The sequence below is a fragment of the Pseudomonas fluorescens genome (genome assembly GCF_005938625.1).
Lineage (GTDB): Bacteria > Pseudomonadota > Gammaproteobacteria > Pseudomonadales > Pseudomonadaceae > Aquipseudomonas > Aquipseudomonas fluorescens_BD.
Genome location: NZ_VCNJ01000052.1, coordinates 1 through 3,179, shown reverse-complemented (window position 1 = coordinate 3,179; position 3,179 = coordinate 1). Strand labels below are relative to the sequence as shown.

Below are 3,179 nucleotides of genomic sequence, written 5' to 3'. Positions count from 1 at the left end.
TTTCACTGGTAACGGATCAGGCTAAGGTAAAATTTGTGAGTTCTCTTAGTTGAGAAATTCGAATTTTCGGCGAATGTCGTCTTCACAGTATAACCAGATTGCTTGGGGTTATATGGTCAAGTGAAGAAGCGCATACGGTGGATGCCTTGGCAGTCAGAGGCGATGAAAGACGTGGTAGCCTGCGAAAAGCTTCGGGGAGTCGGCAAACAGACTTTGATCCGGAGATGTCTGAATGGGGGAACCCAGCCATCATAAGATGGTTATCTTGTACTGAATACATAGGTGCAAGAGGCGAACCAGGGGAACTGAAACATCTAAGTACCCTGAGGAAAAGAAATCAACCGAGATTCCCTTAGTAGTGGCGAGCGAACGGGGACTAGCCCTTAAGTGGCTTTGAGATTAGCGGAACGCTCTGGAAAGTGCGGCCATAGTGGGTGATAGCCCTGTACGCGAAAATCTCTTGGTCATGAAATCGAGTAGGACGGAGCACGAGAAACTTTGTCTGAATATGGGGGGACCATCCTCCAAGGCTAAATACTACTGACTGACCGATAGTGAACTAGTACCGTGAGGGAAAGGCGAAAAGAACCCCGGAGAGGGGAGTGAAATAGATCCTGAAACCGTATGCGTACAAGCAGTGGGAGCAGACTTTGTTCTGTGACTGCGTACCTTTTGTATAATGGGTCAGCGACTTATTTTCAGTGGCGAGCTTAACCGAATAGGGGAGGCGTAGCGAAAGCGAGTCTTAATAGGGCGTCTAGTCGCTGGGAATAGACCCGAAACCGGGCGATCTATCCATGGGCAGGTTGAAGGTTGGGTAACACTAACTGGAGGACCGAACCGACTACCGTTGAAAAGTTAGCGGATGACCTGTGGATCGGAGTGAAAGGCTAATCAAGCTCGGAGATAGCTGGTTCTCCTCGAAAGCTATTTAGGTAGCGCCTCATGTATCACTGTAGGGGGTAGAGCACTGTTTCGGCTAGGGGGTCATCCCGACTTACCAAACCGATGCAAACTCCGAATACCTACAAGTGCCGAGCATGGGAGACACACGGCGGGTGCTAACGTCCGTCGTGAAAAGGGAAACAACCCAGACCGTCAGCTAAGGTCCCAAAGTTATGGTTAAGTGGGAAACGATGTGGGAAGGCTTAGACAGCTAGGAGGTTGGCTTAGAAGCAGCCACCCTTTAAAGAAAGCGTAATAGCTCACTAGTCGAGTCGGCCTGCGCGGAAGATGTAACGGGGCTCAAACCATACACCGAAGCTACGGGTATCATCTTCGGATGATGCGGTAGAGGAGCGTTCTGTAAGCCTGTGAAGGTGAGTTGAGAAGCTTGCTGGAGGTATCAGAAGTGCGAATGCTGACATGAGTAACGACAATGGGTGTGAAAAACACCCACGCCGAAAGACCAAGGTTTCCTGCGCAACGTTAATCGACGCAGGGTTAGTCGGTCCCTAAGGCGAGGCTGAAAAGCGTAGTCGATGGAAAACAGGTTAATATTCCTGTACTTCTGGTTATTGCGATGGAGGGACGGAGAAGGCTAGGCCAGCTTGGCGTTGGTTGTCCAAGTTTAAGGTGGTAGGCTGGAATCTTAGGTAAATCCGGGATTCTAAGGCCGAGAGCTGATGACGAGTGTTCTTTTAGAACACGAAGTGGTTGATGCCATGCTTCCAAGAAAAGCTTCTAAGCTTCAGGTAACCAGGAACCGTACCCCAAACCGACACAGGTGGTTGGGTAGAGAATACCAAGGCGCTTGAGAGAACTCGGGTGAAGGAACTAGGCAAAATGGCACCGTAACTTCGGGAGAAGGTGCGCCGGTGAGGGTGAAGGACTTGCTCCGTAAGCTCATGCCGGTCGAAGATACCAGGCCGCTGCGACTGTTTATTAAAAACACAGCACTCTGCAAACACGAAAGTGGACGTATAGGGTGTGACGCCTGCCCGGTGCCGGAAGGTTAATTGATGGGGTTAGCTAACGCGAAGCTCTTGATCGAAGCCCCGGTAAACGGCGGCCGTAACTATAACGGTCCTAAGGTAGCGAAATTCCTTGTCGGGTAAGTTCCGACCTGCACGAATGGCGTAACGATGGCGGCGCTGTCTCCACCCGAGACTCAGTGAAATTGAAATCGCTGTGAAGATGCAGTGTATCCGCGGCTAGACGGAAAGACCCCGTGAACCTTTACTATAGCTTTGCACTGGACTTTGAATTTGCTTGTGTAGGATAGGTGGGAGGCTTTGAAGCGTGGACGCCAGTTCGCGTGGAGCCATCCTTGAAATACCACCCTGGCAACTTTGAGGTTCTAACTCAGGTCCGTTATCCGGATCGAGGACAGTGTATGGTGGGTAGTTTGACTGGGGCGGTCTCCTCCTAAAGAGTAACGGAGGAGTACGAAGGTGCGCTCAGACCGGTCGGAAATCGGTCGTAGAGTATAAAGGCAAAAGCGCGCTTGACTGCGAGACAGACACGTCGAGCAGGTACGAAAGTAGGTCTTAGTGATCCGGTGGTTCTGTATGGAAGGGCCATCGCTCAACGGATAAAAGGTACTCCGGGGATAACAGGCTGATACCGCCCAAGAGTTCATATCGACGGCGGTGTTTGGCACCTCGATGTCGGCTCATCACATCCTGGGGCTGAAGCCGGTCCCAAGGGTATGGCTGTTCGCCATTTAAAGTGGTACGCGAGCTGGGTTTAGAACGTCGTGAGACAGTTCGGTCCCTATCTGCCGTGGACGTTTGAGATTTGAGAGGGGCTGCTCCTAGTACGAGAGGACCGGAGTGGACGAACCTCTGGTGTTCCGGTTGTCACGCCAGTGGCATTGCCGGGTAGCTATGTTCGGGAAAGATAACCGCTGAAAGCATCTAAGCGGGAAACTTGCCTCAAGATGAGATCTCACTGGAACCTTGAGTTCCCTGAAGGGCCGTCGAAGACTACGACGTTGATAGGTTGGGTGTGTAAGCGCTGTGAGGCGTTGAGCTAACCAATACTAATTGCCCGTGAGGCTTGACCATATAACACCCAAGCAATTTGCGAACTCGAAAGAGACCAGATTGCGGTGTGTGAAGACGCAATGAACCGAAAGTTCGAAACGCTCACAAAACACCTGACTGTCACATACCCAATTTGCTGAAGCGAGGCCATCTGGTCACGACTCAGTACCCGAATTTCTTGACGACCATAGA

Annotated in this window: 1 rRNA gene; it reads left to right on the top strand. The window is 51.2% G+C overall.

Features of this window, described 5'->3' with window-relative positions:
• The first annotated feature begins 114 nt into the window (after nt 1-114).
• A 23S ribosomal RNA gene (locus tag FGA82_RS26345) occupies nt 115-3,008 on the top strand.
• Nucleotides 3,009-3,179: the final 171 nt, after the last annotated feature.